Origin of the sequence: Thermoanaerobacter siderophilus SR4 (assembly GCF_000262445.1) — a bacterium.
GTDB classification, from domain to species: domain Bacteria; phylum Bacillota; class Thermoanaerobacteria; order Thermoanaerobacterales; family Thermoanaerobacteraceae; genus Thermoanaerobacter; species Thermoanaerobacter ethanolicus.
Map to the genome: position 1 here is coordinate 217,025 of NZ_CM001486.1, position 19,642 is coordinate 236,666.

The 19,642-nt window shown below is 34.3% G+C and carries 15 protein-coding genes, 2 pseudogenes and 1 other annotated feature; of the genes and pseudogenes, 1 reads left to right on the top strand and 16 read right to left on the bottom strand.

The window, feature by feature from the left end:
- Positions 1–189: 189 nt before the first annotated feature.
- From THESIDRAFT1_RS01105 to THESIDRAFT1_RS01145, 9 genes and pseudogenes are all read right to left on the bottom strand, one after another.
- Positions 190–1,599, bottom strand: coding sequence for a glycoside hydrolase family 1 protein (locus THESIDRAFT1_RS01105; RefSeq protein ID WP_006569243.1), 1,410 nt, complete (start codon positions 1,597–1,599; stop codon positions 190–192).
- 366 nt (positions 1,600–1,965) lie between these two features.
- On the bottom strand, positions 1,966–3,360 hold the full coding sequence (locus THESIDRAFT1_RS01110) for a glycoside hydrolase family 1 protein (RefSeq protein ID WP_006569244.1): 1,395 nt from the start codon (positions 3,358–3,360) through the stop codon (positions 1,966–1,968).
- A gap of 96 nt (positions 3,361–3,456) precedes the next feature.
- Positions 3,457–4,767, bottom strand: a complete 1,311-nt coding sequence (locus tag THESIDRAFT1_RS01115) for a 6-phospho-beta-glucosidase (protein WP_003867020.1) — start codon at positions 4,765–4,767, stop codon at positions 3,457–3,459.
- The gene (locus THESIDRAFT1_RS01120) at positions 4,760–5,092 is read right to left on the bottom strand and encodes a PTS lactose/cellobiose transporter subunit IIA (protein ID WP_003867021.1); all 333 of its coding nucleotides are present in this window, start codon (positions 5,090–5,092) and stop codon (positions 4,760–4,762) included. The genes THESIDRAFT1_RS01115 and THESIDRAFT1_RS01120 overlap by 8 nt, the downstream gene beginning before the upstream one ends.
- 18 nt (positions 5,093–5,110) lie before the next feature.
- On the bottom strand, positions 5,111–5,422 hold the full coding sequence (locus tag THESIDRAFT1_RS01125) for a PTS sugar transporter subunit IIB (RefSeq protein WP_003867022.1): 312 nt from the start codon (positions 5,420–5,422) through the stop codon (positions 5,111–5,113).
- A gap of 27 nt (positions 5,423–5,449) precedes the next feature.
- Complete coding sequence (locus tag THESIDRAFT1_RS01130; protein ID WP_003867023.1) at positions 5,450–6,199, bottom strand: carbohydrate deacetylase; 750 nt, start codon at positions 6,197–6,199, stop codon at positions 5,450–5,452.
- 60 nt (positions 6,200–6,259) lie between these two features.
- Positions 6,260–7,549 (bottom strand): PTS cellobiose transporter subunit IIC, encoded by a 1,290-nt coding sequence (gene celB / locus THESIDRAFT1_RS01135; protein ID WP_003867024.1) that lies wholly within the window; start codon positions 7,547–7,549, stop codon positions 6,260–6,262.
- A 166-nt stretch (positions 7,550–7,715) separates the two neighbouring features.
- Positions 7,716–10,419: pseudogene (locus THESIDRAFT1_RS01140) on the bottom strand (sigma-54-dependent transcriptional regulator).
- A 156-nt stretch (positions 10,420–10,575) separates the two neighbouring features.
- Positions 10,576–11,379, bottom strand: a complete 804-nt coding sequence (locus tag THESIDRAFT1_RS01145; protein ID WP_006569246.1) for an Rpn family recombination-promoting nuclease/putative transposase — start codon at positions 11,377–11,379, stop codon at positions 10,576–10,578.
- A 182-nt stretch (positions 11,380–11,561) separates the two neighbouring features.
- Here THESIDRAFT1_RS01145 and tlp point away from each other — a divergent pair, with 182 nt between their 5' ends.
- On the top strand, positions 11,562–11,825 hold the full coding sequence (gene tlp, locus THESIDRAFT1_RS01150) for a small acid-soluble spore protein Tlp (protein WP_006569247.1): 264 nt from the start codon (positions 11,562–11,564) through the stop codon (positions 11,823–11,825).
- A gap of 299 nt (positions 11,826–12,124) precedes the next feature.
- Here the strand turns inward: tlp and THESIDRAFT1_RS01155 are convergent, their stop codons facing one another.
- The 7 genes and pseudogenes from THESIDRAFT1_RS01155 to THESIDRAFT1_RS01185 all read right to left on the bottom strand — a co-directional run bounded on the left by THESIDRAFT1_RS01155 (position 12,125) and on the right by THESIDRAFT1_RS01185 (position 19,614).
- Complete coding sequence (locus THESIDRAFT1_RS01155; RefSeq protein WP_006569248.1) at positions 12,125–13,048, bottom strand: pseudouridine-5'-phosphate glycosidase; 924 nt, start codon at positions 13,046–13,048, stop codon at positions 12,125–12,127.
- Entirely contained in the window at positions 13,045–14,148 is a 1,104-nt protein-coding gene (locus tag THESIDRAFT1_RS01160; RefSeq protein ID WP_003869897.1) for a PfkB family carbohydrate kinase, read from the bottom strand. The genes THESIDRAFT1_RS01155 and THESIDRAFT1_RS01160 overlap by 4 nt, the downstream gene beginning before the upstream one ends.
- A gap of 130 nt (positions 14,149–14,278) precedes the next feature.
- A complete protein-coding gene (locus THESIDRAFT1_RS01165; RefSeq protein ID WP_006569249.1) occupies positions 14,279–14,602 on the bottom strand; it encodes an AzlD domain-containing protein in 324 nt (107 codons plus the stop codon).
- Positions 14,584–15,285, bottom strand: coding sequence for an AzlC family ABC transporter permease (locus THESIDRAFT1_RS01170; RefSeq protein ID WP_006569250.1), 702 nt, complete (start codon positions 15,283–15,285; stop codon positions 14,584–14,586). The genes THESIDRAFT1_RS01165 and THESIDRAFT1_RS01170 overlap by 19 nt, the downstream gene beginning before the upstream one ends.
- Before the next feature lie 65 nt (positions 15,286–15,350).
- On the bottom strand, positions 15,351–17,801 hold the full coding sequence (leuS, locus tag THESIDRAFT1_RS01175) for a leucine--tRNA ligase (protein WP_006569251.1): 2,451 nt from the start codon (positions 17,799–17,801) through the stop codon (positions 15,351–15,353).
- Positions 17,802–17,865: 64 nt separating this feature from the next.
- Positions 17,866–18,073 (bottom strand) — a binding site (T-box leader).
- A 64-nt stretch (positions 18,074–18,137) separates the two neighbouring features.
- Positions 18,138–18,892: pseudogene (locus tag THESIDRAFT1_RS01180) on the bottom strand (ABC transporter permease).
- Positions 18,889–19,614 (bottom strand): ABC transporter ATP-binding protein, encoded by a 726-nt coding sequence (locus THESIDRAFT1_RS01185; RefSeq protein ID WP_006569253.1) that lies wholly within the window; start codon positions 19,612–19,614, stop codon positions 18,889–18,891. Before THESIDRAFT1_RS01185 ends, THESIDRAFT1_RS01180 begins: the two are co-directional and overlap by 4 nt.
- Positions 19,615–19,642: the final 28 nt, after the last annotated feature.

Genomic DNA, 19,642 nt, shown 5'->3' on the forward strand with positions numbered 1-19,642 from the left:
TTGAAGATAAATCACCAGTTTTTATCTGCGCCAAAACTTGCCAAAACACCTAAAAAACCGGCCTTCCGGCCGGTTAAGTTATTTATAATACTGTGATATTCTTTATTTTGATCAATTATATCATTAAGTATTTTTTTAACAATTGTTGCAAAAGCAACTTTTCTCTTTTTTTCAACTGCGACAGTTTAACTATAACTTTTCACCATTTGTAGCTATAACATTTTTATACCAATAAAAACTTTTCTTTTTAATTCGTCTTAAGTCTTTTAAATCAAATTCATCTCTGTTGACATATATAAAACCATAACGCTTGCTAAATCCTTGATGTGTACTGACAAGGTCAATAGCTGACCAAGGACAATATCCTATTAAATTCACTCCATCAGAAATAGCCAACCGTGCTTGTTCTATATGCTTACGTAAGAATTCAATACGATAATCATCGTTAATAACATCACCTTCCTCCAACTTGTCATAAGCACCTAGACCATTTTCGGTTACCAACAATGGAAGATGGTATCTGTCATTTAATTCGCGTAATGTAATGCGGAAACCTACCGGATCGATTTCCCAACCAAATTGTGTCTTTTCCAAATGTGGGTTTGCAACTCCACGGTAAAAACCGGGTTCTCCAATAGTAATTTGCTGGTCTCCGATTGAATTTTCAGCAGAATCATTACTGCTATTTTCCGCCACTGTCACCGTTGAGTAATAATTAAAGGCAATAAAATCTGGTTTTGCAGATTCTAATATTTCCATATCACCTTCTTGAATAGTTGGTGTACATCCTTCTTCCTCCATATAGCTCCATGCAACACTATTATAACGCCCAAATACTGGCATGTCCAAATATAACCAATTTCGGATTGATGAAAAATTTTGTGCTGCTAAGATATCTTCTGGTTTGGAAGAGGCTGGATAAACATAAGCAATATTCGGCGCTGGCCCAATCCTAGCATTTGGACACATTTCGTGACATAAATTTATTGCTTTTGCTTGAGCCAAAAACATATGATGATTTTGTTGGTATAATTCTTTTTGAGGATTTTTCATATTAGGATCTAGAGTGCCAATGGCTGAACCGTGCAAAATCATCATATTCTGTTCATTAATAGTTAACCAGTACTTTACTCGATCTCCAAAGTATTTAAATAATGTTCTAGCATAATTTTCAAATGCATCGATAGTTTCTCTATTCGACCATCCTCCCTTTTGTTGCAAAGCATAAGGTAAATCAAAATGATACATGGTAACGATAGGTTCGATATTATAGGACAGCAATTCATTTATAAGATTATTATAAAAATCAATGCCTTTTTGATTGATCTCCCCTGTTCCATTTGGATAAATGCGCGTCCAAGCGATAGAAAATCGATAGGCCTTTAATCCCATTTCTGCGAATAACGCTATATCTTCTTTGTAACGATGGTAATGATCACTTGCTACTTTGAAATCCGATGTCCCTTCTGGATATTTTGCCACATCAATAACTGATAGTCCTTTTCCGTCTTCATTCCATGCTCCCTCTACCTGATATGCCGAAGTGGAAGCTCCCCATAAAAAATTTCTGGGAAATGACTTTATGTTTATTTGATTCATATAATCTTCTCCTCCTTCTCACCCATTATAGATGATTTTTTTACTAACTAATATCTCTATTAGTCCTTATACTGTAAAAATGTCATTAGAAGAAATGACTCCAACAACCAATTGCACAATTTGTAAAAAAACATGATATAATCGCACAAACTTTTCAATCTTTAAGCTAGGTGGAAGATTTTTTATATATACGGAGGTATTCTCACATATGTGATTCGAATTTTATAATAGTTACTATGAAAAGTGCTAGTTTAAGCGCGGAGCCATCCCTAACTTTCTGAAGCCTGAAATTTAGATATTCTAGCTATCAATGCAAAATAAATTTTCACAATTCAGAATGTTAGTTGTAAGCTACCCCAATTATAATTAATCAACAAATCCATTATTTTGAGATAGTTCTTTATACCAATATCCACTTTTCTTTATAGTCCTTTTTTGTGTTTTTAGATCAACAGATACAAGACCGTAACGGTTTTTATAGGCATTTATGAAAGACCAATTGTCCATAAAAGTCCATAAATGATATCCTTTAACATTACATCCTTCTTCAATTGCTTTATGGAGCCACTTTAGATGTTCTTTTATAAACTCTATTCTGTAATCATCTTGGATAATTCCATCTTTAATAAAACGCTCTTCTCCTTCAACTCCCATTCCATTTTCCGAAATAAAAGACTCTATATTGCCATAATTATCTCTGATATTTATCATTATGTCATATATTCCTTTTTCGTATATCTCCCATCCTCTATAAGGATTCATTCTCCTGCCTGGCATAATATACTCATCATAAAACCAATTAGGTGTAAATACTCCATATGGATTTGGCATATTTTCCTTAGCTTTAACTCTAATTGGTTGATAATAATTTACTCCCAAATATTCCACAGTGTTATTTTTAATTAATTCTAAGTCGTTATCCAAATACTCTGGCAGATGATTGTATGATTTTAAAAGTTCAATAAGTTCTTTAGGATATTCTCCTTTGACAGATGGATCTAAAAAACTTCTATTATGGAATAAATCTGCAATCTCTGCGGCTTTTAAATCCGCTGGATGGCTGCTCCTAGGATATACAGGGCTTAAGTTTAAAACAATACCTATTTTAGCTCCTTCTATTTGTAACTTTTTAAATTCCTCTATTGCCCTCGCACTTGCCAATACTGTGCCATATGCAAATTGTAACGCTCTTTTGAAGTCTACTATATCTGGATAATGGAAATTATACAAATACCCACCTAATACAGGAACTATTGGTTCATTAAATGTAATCCACCTTTTGACTCTATCTCCAAACAACTCAAAACATGTTTTAGCATATTCAGCAAAATATTCTACTACTTGTCTATTTTCAAAACCTCCTATATTTTGCATTTCTATAGGCATGTCAAAGTGAAACAGCGTAACAAATGGCTCTATATCATTTTTTATAAGCTCATCAATGACATTGTTATAAAACTCTACGGCTTTTTTATTGACTTCACCAATACCACCCGGTATCAACCGCGACCATGAAATAGAAAATCTAAAAGAGTTATGTCCAAGTTCTTTCATCAGTTTTATATCGTCTTTGTATCTGTGGTAAAAATCAGATGTCACATCTGGACCTACTCTATCGAAAAACCGATTTGGCTCTTTTTTATACCAATAATCCCATACATTCATTCCCTTTCCATCTTCACTTGCAGCGCCTTCTATTTGTACTGCTGACGTTGCAGACCCCCACCAAAATCCTTCTGGAAATTTGTATTCTTTAGCCATAATATTTTCCTCCTTATGTAAGATAATTCAAAATATTATTTTAACAAAAAGAAAAAGTAATTTAATAGAAAAAATTACTTTGTAAAATCACTATTTTTACTTATACTGCGGCAAATAATCTCTATTTTGTTCAATTATATCATCAAGTATTTTTTTAGCAATCATCGCAGAAGGTACAAGCGGATGTATTGTCAACGCCTGTAAAGCCGTATAATAGTCACCTTTCACACCTGCTTCTATAGTAAGTTCTTCATAAGCTTTTACTGCTTGCATTAAACCTCTTATTTTTGCTGGCACATGTCCAATATTTATCGGATGTGCACCATTTCTATCTATTATTGCATTTGTTTCTATTACCACATCATCTGGCAAATCTGCAATTGTACCATTGTTTCTCACATTGACCACATGTATGTCTTTTTTGTCATTATATATTGAACATATCAAGGAACAAGCAGCATCAGAATAGTAGGCTCCACCTCTTTTTTCTAACTGCGGCGGTTTTATATTCAAATTTGGATCTTTATATAATTCAAATAGTTCTTGTTCTAACTTTTTGACAACTTCTCCTCTTGTGCCTACTGTAGCAGCTTCTTCTTTCTGTTTTTCAAGCATTTGATCAGTTAAATAATAATATCTGTGGTATGGACAAGGATACATGCCAAGAGATTTTATAAAATCAGGATCCCATGGCAACTGAGGTACATTTTTCATTGATAAAGACTTACCACCTGCAAAACTGTCTATTAATTTTTCTGTTATATCTTCGCCATCTAAGTAAATATGTGTACCCCATACTAAATGATTAAGCCCTGCAAAATCTATATACACTCTTTTTGGATCAACCTCAAGCATTTCTGCAACACCGTATACCATGCCTATAGGTACATTACATAATCCGATCGCTTTTACGTTTGTATGCTTTAAAACCGTTTCTGTTATCACACCTGAAGGATTTGTAAAATTGATAAGCCATGCGTTTGGCGCAAGTTCTTCTATATCCTTACATACATCTAATATGACAGGTATTGTTCTCTGTGCTTTTGCAAAACCACCGGGTCCAGTTGTTTCTTGCCCTATAACATCGTACTTTAGAGGAATTTTTTCATCTCTAATTCTCGCATCTATTCCCCCTACCCTAAACTGTGTAACAACAAAATCTGCATCTTTTATGGCTTCACGCCTGTCCAAAGTCAGATGAATGTTTATACCAACGCCAGCTTTTCCTACCATTCTTTTTGCAAGACCGCCAACAATCTCAAGTTTTTCTTTGCCTTCTTCTATATCTACTAAATATAGGTCTTTAACTGGTAATTCATTATACCTCTTGATAAAACCTTCAATAAGTTCGGGGGTATAACTAGAACCCCCTCCAATTACAGCAATTTTCAAATCCTTTTTAAACATTAAAAGTTGCCCCCTTTGTCTGATAAATAACTTTATACAAGTCAATCATTTCCGTTATCAATTCTTTTGCAAGAATTGCATTCATAAGATGGTCTTCTGCATGTACTAAAAGAAGTGTAACTTCTTGTTTTTCTCCTGCCGCTTCTTTGTGTATCATATCTGTCTGAACGTGATGAGCTTCTAAAAGCTCTTCACTTGCTTTATCCAAGCACTTTTTGGCCTCCTCAAAATTTCCCTCTCTTGCATGCTTTAATGCTTCAAAAGAATTACTTCGTGCATTTCCTGCATGAGATATAATAGTAAAAACAATTTGTTCAAGATCCATTTTTCTGCCTCCTAAATTTTATTTGTTTTTCAGCGCCTCAATTGCTAAATCCAATGTTTTGGCTCCATCTATCATCCCATATATGTTTGGTGGAATTACTCTATAAACTTTGTTTTTCTCTTTTGCGAGTTCTGAAACATATTTTTCTTTATACCTAATTTGAGGACCTAATAATATAACATCGTAATCATCTATAACTTTTTCTAAATTGTCTGCAGCCTCTGCAAAAATGTATAAATCTTTCATCCCCCTTTTTTCGCCTTCTTTTTTCATTTTTTCAACTAACAAACTTGTAGACATTCCTGCACCACAAATTAATAGAATTTTCATTGTAAATACCCTCCTTCTACTTTAAATTTATTTTAATATCGAATAGTTAGCTAACAAAATGTTATTATCAAGAATAAATTGTAAAACATCTTTATCAGTCAATATTGTTCTCTCAATTTCTCTTTTCGTATTATAAGACGAAATATTCATTAATTCATCATCTACGTAAGCTGGATGGCTCATTATTTCTGTTATACCTTCCTCTAAACTACCTAATATAGACAATAAATTTTCTTTTTTAACACCTTCATCATAGAAATTATAAATAAAATTATCAACTGTTTTTAAGCCAGCTTTAATAATTATTTCCCTATCCAATGGAGTAGATCGTACAGGCAAGTTATATTTGTGAGCCATTTCTATGAATACATCTATTACCTTGGGATGACTTTGCGCATGATGATGACTATCCATATGAGTTATCGTTACACCTAAAGAAAAAGCTTTTTTAATTTGCTCTTCTATTTCTATTCTGATTTGATCCACATCAGCATCATCTAAAGAATGAGGAAAACCTCTCTTAAAATATCCTCTTTCATCTACCAAAGTATTCACTTTTTCAGGACTACTTAACGGTTTACCAGCATCTAGAGTTATGTGTATCCCAAAACCTAAATCTGGACATAATTCTTTAATTTCTAAAGCTTCATGTGCATAAGGCATATTACACATTATAGAAGTACTCCTTAAAATGCCATTTTTGTAGCACTCAACAACTCCTTTGTTAACCCCTTTTGTCAATCCAAAATCATCTGCATTTACAATTAAATATTTCATCTGTACCACCCTTTTTATGGAATATATATCCTGAGAGGCGACGCCTCTCAGGATATATCATTATGCCTTCGTCTCAGCTAATTTTTCTTCTTCTTTTTTCAATTGCTGCTCTTCTTCATATTTCTTATTGTCCCATAGTTTCAAGAAAGGATAATAAATTGCTCCAGCTACAGCAAAATTTATAATCTGTAAAATAATAGCTTTCCAATCTCCCGTTGTTAAGAAACCACTAATTAATACAGGAGTCGTCCAAGGAATTAAAGCATAAGGTCTTGCCACCAAATTTAATGCCATCGCAAAATAAGTTATAAGACCTGCTGCAATAGGAGCCAAAATAAATGGTATAATCATAACGGGATTCATCACTATTGGCATACCAAAAGTGATAGGTTCATTTATGTTAAATATACCTGGCCAAATAGCAGCTTTACCTACAGCTTTCAATTGTGCAGATTTTGTAGCAAAAACCAAAAGGATTGCAAGCGCAAGAGTTGTTCCAGAACCACCTATATAAATGAATATATCAAAAAATTGTTGACATACAATATTAGGCAAGATTTTTTCTCCAGCCATCTTAGCAGCTGCATTCTGTTGAGTAAAAGTAAGCCATATCGGTCCCAAAATTCCCCCCACTAAAGCTGCTCCGTGAATACCTACGCTCCATAAGAGCTGAATTGCTAATATTGCTAGTATTACTGCAGGAAGTGTAGAACCTAATCTCATAAGAGGTATAGCAATTAATTTATTTATAGCCTCGGGTATTGTCAAATGAACGGTCTTAATAAGTATCATGTGAATTATCCATATAGAAGTAATAATCACAAAACCAGGTATCAAAGCTGCGAAAGACCTTGCAACGGAAGGAGGTACTCCCTCAGGCATACGAATAATTAAATTTTTCTCTACAAATTTTCTCTGTACTTCAACAGCAAATATTGCTATAATCATAGCAACAAACAAACCTTGGCTTCCCATCCAGTTTAGAGGTATATTCCCATCTTTAGTTAAAGGTACTGAAAGCATAAAAGTTGATAAACTTAAAACACCTGCTGCTAAAGCATCTAATTTATAACTTCCTGCCAGTGAATAAGCTATTGAAAATGATGCAACCATAGCTATTATCCCAAATGTTGCATTGACTATTTTTAATAAATCATTTACATAAGGTTTAACAAGGGCTTCGAGAGCAGGTATAGGCGGAAAAGCTATAATTAAGAAGAAAGACCCAATGAGTAATAATGGCATTGTTGCAACTATTCCGTCACGAATAGATTTTAAGTGCCTTTGCTCAGCAATTCTACCTGCTACAGGCATGAAATACCTGTCAAGGAAATTAATAAGTGCATCCATTAGACCAACTCCTTTTTAAAATTTTTTGCATTATATACTGATGCAAATCTCATGCCAAATAGTAATCGCCTCTACAAAATTGCTGCTTTTCCGCCTTCAATGACGATGTTTATTAAACCGTTTTAATGTGTATCATTTAAAAACGTATTCAATACACATATGTGTATTAAAGTGAATAGATTATTTTCATCATATTTACGCATTCTTCGTCTGAAATCTTTACACTACATCCTTCTTCGATAATCCTTATAGCTTTTTTTATAATATCAAACTCTTTTGGATAATTCTTAATGTATTCTTGTGTATCCTTAATGTGTATTAATTGTTTCCCTTGTAATATACGCTCAATTACACAAGCAAGATGAAGTATTAATCCTATTGTAATATCTTCATTTAAATTTACTCCTTCTCTTATTAAAGTTGCGTAAAATCTTTTAAAAGAAGATATATACTTTTCTGAATCTATCTTTATATTTTCTCTTATGACCTCCTTCATGTTATCAATTATCTCGATTTGTGAAAGAGCTTCAATTTTATTTTTCAATACAGATAATTTATCATTATCAAACACATCTGATGTAGAAATATACAATATAGAATCATCCTGTGGATTTATAGCACTTACAACAGCTAAAATATTTTTTCTTCTTTGATGTTGAGTAGTTTTCTTCTAAATTCTCTTTTATTTTCAATTTCAATTGGAATAACATGAATATCTTTCTCTTTTAAGTCAAGGTTTTTTTCAAGTATTGATTTAAGTTTAACTGCTGTCCCTTCACCAGTTATACAAGCAGTTATGATAACATTCTTTTTAAGAGAATCTTCAAATTTAACGCTGTCTTTATAGATTCTCCCCACATAAGGACTGAAATTGACAACTGCATCATACACTTCATCCAAAGAGGCGTTAAGGATTGCTTTTCTTGCTGCTTCTAAAACCATAGGTGTGGAAACCATTTCAATTGTTTTGACAGGTATTCCTGTCCTTTCGTATATCATGTCACCAAATAATACTAGTGAACCCATATCAACAAGAAGTAATACACCTCTTCCTTTGTCAACTCTTTTTACAATATTAGTTAAATTATTTAACGCAACTTCTGGTTTTTGATCAAGTGGCATATTATAACCAATTACATAATTGTCACCTAAAAGCCTGTTGGAAACCTCCGCGATTGAAGTAGCAGCGGCTTCTCCATGCATTGCAACAATAATGCCTACCCTTTCGTCTTTTTCCTTTGTTTCTTCGTCAAGGCATAAAAACATCGTAACAAAGCCCACTTCATCATCAGGTACTTTTATGTTAAACTCTTTTTGGACCCTTTCTCTCAAAGCATTTGCCACTTCAAATTCTTTCTCATACACCTTCTTTATATTTTCCAGCTGATGATTTACAATGTCTTTGCCACTTAGTATTCTTTCAACAGAACTGGCTACATGCATAGAAAGGCCGTATAAAGTTTTCTCACTGAAGGGCCTTTTTAACTTTTTGCTGGCATAATTCAAAAAATCGTTTACTATATCAACAATCTTTTTATCTACTATTTTATATAATTCCTCCAAATTATTTTTATCCAGATTTAAGAGATACTTTTTCAAATATGTTTCTATATCAATGCTCATGATGAGTTTTATATCACTTTCGTTAAGTCCTTTTTGCTCCAAAGCTTTCCTTTTTCCTCTAATGCCTCATAAAAATTGAATATCTGATTATTCTGTTGAATAACAGGAGTAGCATTATCGGCTGAAAACTTTATTATATCTCCTGTAATAAATTTATCAATCTCATCTTTTGACTCTTTATACCTAAACAATCCTCTTCTGACATACTCAGGTAAATCTTCAGTATGCACGCATACTCCTTTATCTCTTTTCATCATGTATCCAAGATAAGCTTTTGCAATTGAAAGTTTTATATCACTTTTCAGTTGACCTATATTATTAGGACACTCATAAAGCAAAAGAGCTTTTAGAGCATTTGAAGTGATCATAATATCAGTGTTAATAATAGCTGCTTCTTCTCTAAAGAAATTTTTAATAAGTTCAAATCTTTCTTCATATGTTCTTTCTGCTAAAGCCGGCAATTTAATCACCATTGGTATCCGCCTTATAAAAGTCCTAAGAAGAGTAGACTCAATGTTCTCTGTTGTAGCGCATATTATTAAAACATTCGCTTTATGTTGTGTTTCAGATTCTCCAAGTCGTCTATAAAGCCCTTTATCAATCAGATAAAAAAGCATCTCTTGTCCTTCTGGTGGAAGTCTATGGACTTCATCAAGAAAAAGTATGCCACCATCCGCTTTCTCAACAAGGCCCATTCTATCCTTATCGGCACCTGTATACGCTCCTTTTTTCACTCCAAACAGTTGTGACATTAAAAGTTGCGGATTATTAGCATAGTCAGCACAGTTAAAAGTCACAAAAGGAGCGTTTCTTTTTATTCTCCCAATTTCTTTTGCGAAACTATACATGACTTCTGCAAACATGGATTTGCCTGTACCCGTCTCCCCAAGCAAAAGTGTATGAAGACCATTAGGTGGGTAAATTATAGCAGCCTTTGCTTGCTGTACGGCATTTTTAAGGCTTAAATTAGCTCCTATTATGCTGTCAAATACATCTTTCACTACCATATCACTTTCATCAGAAACCATATCAAGTTCTTTAACCTTATACAAAACTGGTTTACCTTCAACTTTTATAACTTTTCCTTCTCTAAAAAGGGTATTTAAATCGCTGGAAGCATTTGTTCTTTGTATATTAAGAGCATGTGCAATTTCCATAGCTGAAACTCCAATTATTTCTCCTCTTTCAGCAAATTGCTTATTGCACAATTCCTTTAGACAATTATAAACTTTGTCAATTCTTTTCACATCCTTCGCCCCCTTTTATGATACATTTTATCATAAAAGACAAAAAATAATACACTTTAAAACACTTATTTTTTTATCTTTACTCGAAGTGCCCACTTAAATTTACACCCCCATTAAAAAAATGAATAAAAATAAAAGCGCCCCAATTTAGCGCTTTCAGTTCATAAGTTTTTTAATTTCTTCTATTGAAAGTTCTGTGATTTTCGCAATCTTATTAATATCCATGCCTTCTTTTAATAATTCTTTTGCAATTCTTAGGCTTTTTTCTTTAGCGCCTTTTTCTAATATCATTTTGTATGCTTCAGATTCTTCAATCCGCAACATTTCCATCACCTCCGTAAAAACTCTCTCTATAACTTCCCTGCTGTAGACTAAGCCTGATAATATCTCTGCCTTAAAAGTTATGTCTTTTTTCTTGTTTATATCTATGGGTATATTTTTTATTGCTTCTACGCACTCTTTAAGATATTTCTCTCCTTCTGTTTTTCTTCTTTCTCTGTCCATTATAGGCAAAAGAGCATATACATCGTAATAGTCTGTTTTTGTAATGTCTAAAAATTTTATTGTCCCCACATCTATTATTTTATACCTGTAGTCCAAAATATTTTCTTCTCCTAAGTTGTAGTCTAATTTATTCTCCATCTTTAAATCATTTTTGCCCATATATATTACCAATTGATAAGATGTTAAATTGTACTTTTCCATTATTTCAAGTGAATATCTTAGCATCCTGTACGGCATTTTATCGTCATTGTCTGATTGAAATTCTAAATGTACGGCAATATCTCCCTTTTCCGTAGTACATTTAAGTACTATGTCACTTTGTCTTTTTTCAACTTTTGTAAATTCTATGTTGAGTTCATCTGTTTTAGTATATGTAAGACCTAAAAAATAAGCCGTTATGTCGTCTGCCATATTAGAAAAAATATCTTTAATGGTAATGTCGTATTTTTGTGACATAATATTTCCTTCCTTTCATGGCTACTGTTATTATTATACCACACGATAGTAAGAAAAGAGAGGGTTTACGCTAAAATAATAGCTTCAATTTTCTGCACTTAACAACATCTTTTCCTACAATACATATAAATATTTTTTATGAACAAAATAAATATAAGAAATTCTAAAATTGGGGTGATGTTATGGCAAAGGAAAATGATAAATACACAAAACTTCCAAAGCCGGATGACCGCTCAGATAATGTAGAGAAATTGCAACAGATGATACACGATACTATAGAAAATTATAGAGAAGCAGAAGATTACCTAAAATTACACGCAGAAGAACTTTCTCCTGAAGAAATAGAAAGGATTAAGCAGAAAAACAAAAATAGGCTGACAAGTATACAGAACATGAGAGAAGAAATAATAGATGAAGTACATGACAACGACAAAAAGCAAGTATAAAGAGGCGGATTACGCCTCTTTCAGTTTGTTGATAAAGTTAAAAAAATTTTCAAAGGAGATATTTTGCATCGTCGCTCCGATGTTCCAAAGCGACAAAACTAAAAGCTCGACCTTCAGGCTCCGGCAGGGTACCGGGCACAACCGGCATCCATGCCTTAAGGTGCCCGCCTCAGCCATCCATGGCTTCGGCCCTGCCTCCACCCTCGGTCTTGCTAAGTTTTGTTATCGCTTTGTAACAAGTCGCTCCTTATGCAAAATCTCTCCCTTACGAAAGTTTGTCTACAGTTTGAAAGAGTAGACTACGCCTCTTTATACAATTTATTTAATTCAATGGCAATTTTCGCACCTACATGGGCATTGTTTTTGACAAGTTCAATATTAGCTTTTAAGCTTTTACCTTGTGTCAAATCTTTTATTTTATCCAACAAAAAAGGCGTTATTTCTTTACCTTTTATATTTCGCTTTTCTGCCTCATAAAGAGCATCTTCTATTGCTTTATCTATATAAGCTTTATCCAAGGCATATTCTTCTGGAATAGGATTTGCAATTAAAATTCCACCTTTGAGGCCTAAATCCCATTTTGTCTTTATAATTTTTGCAGCCTCTATTTCGTCCTCCACTTTATAATCAACTTTAAGTCCGCTTTCCCTTGTATAAAAAGCTGGAAATTCCCAAGTTTTAAACCCTACCACAGGAACCCCAAAGGTTTCAAGGTATTCAAGAGTACGTGGGAGGTCAAGTATTGCCTTTGCACCTGCGCATACAACTGCTACGTCTGTATTTGCAAGTTCTTGTAAATCAGCTGATATATCAAAAGTCTGTTCAGCTCCTCTGTGGACACCTCCTATACCTCCTGTAACAAACACTTTTATGCCTGCAAGATTTGCACAAATCATTGTTGCGGAAACTGTAGTCGCTGCACTAAGTCCTTTTGCTAAAACTACGGGTAAATCCCTTCTGCTAGCTTTTAATATTTCTTTTGAAGTTCCCATAAATTCGAGTTCTTCTTCGCTTAAACCAATTTTTATTCTTCCATTTATAATGGCAATTGTAGCAGGTATAGCTCCATGTTCTCTTACAATATTCTCCAAAGTTTTAGCCGTCTCAATATTTTCCGGATAAGGCATTCCGTGAGATATTATAGTAGATTCAAGTGCAACAACAGGCTTCCTTTCTTCCATTGCTTCTTTAACTTCTTTTGACAAATCAATAAACTTATTCATTTTACAATCTCCTTTACTATATTTTTTAATTGATTTTCATTTAAAAATGGATTTACTGTATAAGGTGAGGATATTGTAAGAGATGCCGCAGCAAGACCAAGTTTTGCCGATACATCCAGAGTATAGCCATTAAAAATACCATAGACCAAGCCAGCCGTCAAAGCATCTCCTGCACCTGTAGCATCAACAATTTCGGCTTGATATGGTTCTATAAATTTTTCAACTTCTTCTGAAGAAATATATACCCCTCTTTCTCCTAAAGTTACTATGACATTTTTGACACCTTTTTGTCTTAAATATTTAACTGCTTTTTTCATATCCTCATCATTTGCTATTTTAACTCCAGATATCGATTCAAGTTCTTCTTTATTTGGAGTTACATAATCGATTTTGTCAAGTACACCTATTAATTTTTTTGCTTTGTCGATGGAAACGGGCTCTGCCACTACAGGAATATTATTATTGTAGCAAAGCTCCACAATATATTTGATGCTGTCTTTGGGAATATTTGTATCAAAAACTACAATCTCACTATTTTTTATAACTTCCATCTTGGACTCAAGATATTGTATATTTAACTCTTCTAAAATGTCCATTCCCGAAAGAGCCACATCCATATCACCAATTGCATTAAGAATGGCAAGATATATACCTGTACGCCTTGTATTTGAAATTACAATCTGTTCAACATTTACCCCTGCTTGCCTTGTCTCCTCAAGAAGCCTTCTTCCTTCATCATCATTACCCACAACGCTCAAAAGTGTAACAGGTAAGCTAAGCTGTGCAAGGTTGTGAGCAATATTTCTTCCTACACCGCCAGGTGCTATGTTTATGTGTCCCGGATTTGAAGTATGCTGCTTAAGCTCTGAATAGGGTTTACCTTTTATATCTATATTTGCTCCTCCAATTACAGTAATACCTTTAAAGTCCCTCACCACATAGCCTCTTCCTAATATAAAGCCCTTTTTCATGAGGTTTGCTATGTGCCCTGCAACAGCTGACCTGCTAATACCCATAAGCTGTGCTAATTCTTCTTGAGAAATCATTGGATTTTTCTTTATAAATCTCAATATCTCTTTTTCCCTCTGTGTCAATGCCACATCAATACACTCCCAAACAATTATTTGTTTATCAAACATTTGCAAGTATATTATATCACAAAAACGCAAATAAAAAAACTGCTTATTTTAAAAAGCAGTAAAAACATTGTTATCCAGAAAGCATACCAATCTACTTAATAATATATGATAAAACCACATAGCTAACAATACCAACAACAACAGGCGTAAATAGCTTCCTCGTAAAATATGCAGCTATAAATGTCGGTATTGCTGAAAGTAAATATACATTTGATAAATCTAAAAATAATTTTTCATCTTTAATAAAAATTACCGGAAATAAAAGAGCTGAAAGAACTGCCACAGGCACATACTCAAGAAATGACTTTACAGCCTGAGGAAGTTCTATTTTAGTTAAGCCATAAACAGGCATAAATCGTGGAATATATGTAACTAGAAACATTCCAATAACACTTATTATAAATTTCGTACCCATTTGTCAAGCAATACCCCCATTCCTGCACCTATTAATGCAGCTACAATGACATTTGTATTTCCTGGTAATATAAACATCAAAGTTATAGACAGCAAACCCGAAAATATACTTATAAAAACTTTTTTATACCCTGATATTTGCATTAACAGCAAAGCAATATACATTGCGGGAAGTGCAAAATCAAGCCCTACGTTTATAGAGCCTCCTATCAAAGTTGCTGATACAGCACCTAAAAATGAAGAAAATACCCAGGCAGTATAGGAGGTTAAAAATAGTTGGTAGAAATAACCTTCAGTGTATTTAGAGTCATTTTGCAAATCTGTAATCGCAACCGCATAGGTCTCATCTGTTATAAAAAAAGATAGTATTGGTATGTGTTTTCTCGGTATGTATTTCATGTACTGGGACAGCGATGTACTATATAAAAAGTGCCTCAAATTTACTATAAATATTGTAGATACCAGTGTAACAATACTTGTTCCTGCACTAAGCAAACTTATAGCAATAAATTGTGCTGAACCCGCATATACAAAAAGAGACAATGCCATCACTTGTGAAACAGTAAAACCGCTTTTCACGCCAACTAGTCCATAAGCAAAGCCTATTGGCAAATATCCTAACACAATAGGTAGTGCACTTTTAACTCCATTTATGCTCTTTTTAACATCACTATCTACTATCATAATTTACTCCCTCACCATCACTAAAAATATTTATTTAAAAGCAGGAGCATGCCTCCTGCTTTCAATTATTTCACAACAATATTTACAAGCCTGTTTTTGACGACTATAACCTTCTTTATCTCTTTTCCATCCACATATGCTTTTACATTTTTATCTGAAAGAGCGAGCTTTTCTACTTCTTCATCAGTAGCTTTTGAAGGAACTTCAAGTCTCCCCCTCACTTTGCCATTTACTTGGACAGCTATCTCCACAACATCTCTTTGTAGAGCTTTTTCATCCCACTCAGGCCATTTCTGATTGAAGACAGAATATTCATATCCAAGCTTTTCCCACATTTCTTCAGAAAAGTGAGGAGCAAATGGCGCTAAAAGCCTTATTAAATCTGTCACCACTTCTTCATAAAATTTGATATTTTTAACTTCCACATCTGCTTCGTATTTATAAAGGGCATTTACCAGTTCCATTATCCTCGCTATTGCAGTATTAAACTGAAATTTGTCCGCATCTTCTGTGACACTTTTTATAGTATAATGTCTTATATAGTTTAATTCTTTTTCTTCTTCTCCCATTTCATCTTTAGTTTTACCAGAATTATTTCTTATTTCAATAAACTTCTCTATAAATCTTTCCACTCTGTTGACAAATCGAGCAATAGCCTTAATACCATCATCATTCCACGGCCCACCTTCAGAATAAGCAAATCCAAACATAAGGTAAAGCCTGAATACATCAGAACCGTATTCTTTAATGTATTCGTCAGGCGAAATGACATTTCCTTTAGATTTACTCATTCTGCTTCCATCAGGTCCCAATATTGTGCCTTGATGCACTAATGATTTAAAAGGTTCATCAAAGTCAAGATATCCCAAGTCTCTTAAAGCTTTTGTCACAAATCTAGCATACAAAAGATGCATTGTCGCATGCTCTGCTCCACCTACGTACTTGTCAACAGGCAACATCTTATTTATCCATTCTTTATTGAAAGGCTCTTTGTCGTTTTTGTTGTCGGGATATCTCAAAAAGTACCAGGAAGAATCTACAAAAGTGTCAAGAGTATCGGGGTCTCTTAACGCTTTGCCTCCACATTTTGGACAAGTAACGTTCATAAAGCCTTCATGCTTTTTAAGTGGAGACTCCCCTGTTGGAGCAAATTCCACATCATAAGGGAGTAATACTGGTAAATCTTCTTCTGGGACAGGGACTATGCCACAGCGTTCACAGTGAATGACAGGTATTGGAGCACCCCAGTATCTCTGCCTTGAAACAAGCCAATCCCTCAATCTGTAATTTACTTTAAACTCTGCTCTACCTTCTTGCTTTAATTTTTCTACAATTTTTATCCTCGCTTCTTCTGATTTCAAACCTGTAAATTCTCCACTGTCTATAAGCATTCCATACTCAACAAAGGGTAGACTGTCGTCTATATCTCCAATTCCTTTTATCACTCTTTTTATAGGAAGCTTGTATTTTGTTGCAAATTCATAATCTCTTTCATCATGGGCAGGAACAGCCATGACACATCCTGTTCCATATGTTGCAAGGACGTAGTCTGCTATCCAAATAGGAAGTTTTTCTCCCGTCAGAGGGTGTATAGCATAGGCCCCTGTAAATACCCCTGTCTTTTCTTTTTCAGTAGACAACCTTTCAATTTCACTTTGTTTTCTCGCGTATTCTTTATACTCTTCAACAGCTTGTTTATATTCTTCTGTAGTAATTAAATCTACAATTTCGTGTTCTGGCGCGATGACTACATACGTCGCTCCGTACAACGTGTCAGCTCTTGTAGTAAATACCTTAAATGTCAGGTCTTTTCCGTCTACTTTAAATTCTATCTCTGCTCCATCCGATTTTCCAATCCAATTTCTTTGCATTATTTTTGTTTTCTCAGGCCAATCAAGTTCATCCAGTTTTTCAAGGAGTTCTTCTGCATAAGCAGTTATCTTAAAAAACCACTGAGTCAAATCTTTCTTTGTAACTTCAGTGCCGCACCTTTCACATTTTCCGTCTATAACTTGCTCGTTTGCAAGAACAGTTTGGCAGCTTGGGCACCAATTCACTGGAGCTTTCTTTCTATAGGCAAGGCCTGCCTCAAAAAGCTTAAGGAAAATCCACTGTGTCCATTTGTAGTACTCCGGCAAGCAAGTTATTACTTCATAGTCCCAATCAAAAGTTGCCCCCATTTCCCGTAGCTGCTTTTCCATCGTTCTTATGTTTTCCATGGTGGAATCATAAGGATGTATTCCAGTTTTTATCGCGTAATTTTCTGCAGGAAGTCCAAAGGCATCAAATCCCATTGGATGAAAAACCTCATAGCCTTGCATTCTTTTCATTCTCGCCCAAGAATCAGTAGGTCCGTAATTGTACCAATGCCCTACGTGAAGCTTTGCACCCGAAGGATAAGAAAACATCTCAAGGCAATAAAGCTTTTTATCTACATTTTCAGGATTAAACTTGTAAAGTTTTGTCTCTTCCCATCTTTTTTGCCATTTTCTATCAACATCCACTGAGTAAGCCATAAACCTCCACTCCTATCTATGATTTTTTAGCAAACTCGATTTTATTAAAAAAAGCCTTTCATCCGTAAGAGACGAAAGACTTACACTTCCGTGGTACCACTCTTTTTGGCATAATGCCCACTCAAACCTGTAACGGCGGTAACCGTGCATACCTACTACACTTCAGTATGCCTGCTCCGTGGCGAGTTTCGGCATCTTAGGCTACCGTTTTGCACCCACCAACGGCTCTCTTAAAGCTTACAATGCCTACTGCTCCACTTCATCGCATTTAAAAAATTGATTTGTACATTATTTTATTACAAAATAGGAATAAATGCAATATCATTTTAAACAATATTATTGTAAATCAATCACTAATTGATGATGTTTTGTAAAAAAGTTTCTATAGGTGAGAAAAGTAACACTAAAACATGAAATCGCTACTGTAGAAGCCAACATAAAAGTAACCATTATCTGGTACTTAACTGCATCAATAGGGTCTACTCCACCCAATATTAGCCCTGTCATCATTCCTGGAAGCTGGACGATGCCTAGAGTTTTCATGCTGTCAACTGTTGGAATCATCCCTGTCTTTATCGCTGTCTTTATCACTTTTTGAGCTGCTTGCCTTGAAGTTGCACCAAGTGACAAATACGCCTCTATTTCCTCTGACTTATTTTTTATTTCGTCTTTTAGCCTTGAAACAGCAAGCCCCGATGCCACCATTGCATTACCTATTATCATTCCTGACACAGGTATAACTTCCTGGGGTCTAAAATGTATATTCCCAAATAAAATAAGCAGAGAAATTGTAATCGCGGCACTTAAGGCAATTGAAAAAGTGATAAAATAAAAACATTCGGTATTCCCTTCCCTCTCTTTGAAGCATTATTTCCAGCAACTACTATCATTAAAGTCACCATTGCCAAGGTAAATAAAGCATTATTTGCAGCAAATATGTAGTGTAAAATGTATCCCACTATTGTAAGCTGCACAACCGCTCTTATAGTACCTATAACTATTTCCTTTTCAATCCCCAGTTTTTGGTAATAAGAAACAAAAATTGATATTAGCACAAGACTTGACGCCAATGTCAAAGACAATACACTCATTTAACTTCCTCCTTTAACTTGCCTTGTATAAACAATTTTGTAATTTCATTTTGGGGATTTGTAAAAAAATCATAAGTTTTAGCATATTCTATTAATTGCCCTTTGTTAAGCAGTGCTGTGTAATCTCCAATGCGCTTAGCCTGTTCCATGTTGTGAGTTATCCAAATAATCGTCAAATTCATTTTTTCTTTTAGGTTAAATATTAATTTCTCTACTATTTCTGTAGAAGTAGGGTCAAGAGCTGAAGTAGGTTCATCAAGTAAAAGAGCTTCAGGATTATTTGCAAGAGTTCTCGCTATAGAAACTCTTTGCTGTTCCCCTCCTGATAAATTTTTCACATCTCTTGTAGCATACTCATTATTCAATCCTACAATGCTCAAATAATACTCCACGTTTACATTTTTTTCGCCTTTAAGCATTGGACCATACTCAATATTCTCTTTTACTGTTCCTTCAAAAAGATGAGGCTGCTGAAAAACCATTCCAACTCTCCTTCTTAAGTCTATCACATCTATTGTTTTAATATCCACATCGTCTATTAAAATACTGCCATGGGTTGGATCTATCAATCGGTTTATCAGTTTAATCAACGTGGATTTTCCAGCTCCAGAAGGGCCCACAATAGTATGTATTGCTCCACCTTCAAATTTTACAGAAGTGTTTTTTAATATCTCTTTTCCAAAACTATTGTAACTTACCTCTTTAAATTCTATTTCATTCACATAAATCACCTCATTATTGTAACAACTG